This is a genomic window from Campylobacter sp. CFSAN093233, from assembly GCF_011068165.1.
In the GTDB taxonomy this organism is placed as follows: Bacteria; Campylobacterota; Campylobacteria; order Campylobacterales; family Campylobacteraceae; genus Campylobacter_D; species Campylobacter_D jejuni.
The window spans coordinates 1-708 of sequence record NZ_JAAMWY010000019.1; the positions used below are offsets into that span (position 1 = coordinate 1).

1 pseudogene is annotated in these 708 nt (G+C 26.1%); it reads right to left on the reverse strand.

Going from position 1 to position 708, the window contains the following annotated elements:
* Window positions 1-605, reverse strand: a pseudogene (locus tag FBF15_RS09345) (hypothetical protein); the annotation flags it as partial.
* Between the last annotated feature and the right edge of the window lie 103 nt (window positions 606-708).

Consider the following 708-nt stretch of genomic DNA (forward strand, 5'->3'; position numbering starts at 1 on the left):
CCCTTAGGCATAGAATTTATATCTGTTTCAGTGAAACTTGTTTTATTGGTATCATTAAAAGTATGATTAACAATTTGATTAAATTGATTATAATATTGTTTTATGGTTTCAGCCATATCGATATTAGTATAATACTCGCTTACACCAAAATATTGTTTCATATCTGCAATATAAGGTTCATTTTCAGCAGCTTTTTTAATCTCATCCAAAGTAGATTTATGTATCTTAAAATCTTCAGGCAATCCTGCGGCTTTGTTAAAATCACTTCCCATATAGCCATCTTTATCTACACTATAACCATAAGCTGTATTAGTAGAAGTATTACTTATATCTGCTTGTTTATATTTTAGAGTATAAATAGAGTTTTTAAATTCACTTGATATATCATAGTTGGGAGAACTTGTTTTACTACTTATACTATTGCTAGTATTTGATATATTAGTAGAATTTAATACTTCACTTCTTACCAGGGTTTGTGAATTTGCACTTTGAATTTCATTTAATTTACTAGCATTTTGTTTTAAAAAAGTATTAGCAAAACTTATTTTAGAATTCTTTATTAGCTTTTGCTTGTGAAAGTATAGAATTATAATTTGAGTTATCATTGATGCTAAAGATACTCATATTAATTCCTTTGATTTAGATTTTTTTGCCTTCAATCTAAATATATTAAAATAATATAAGCAAAATCTGTTTCGTTTTGGGGTG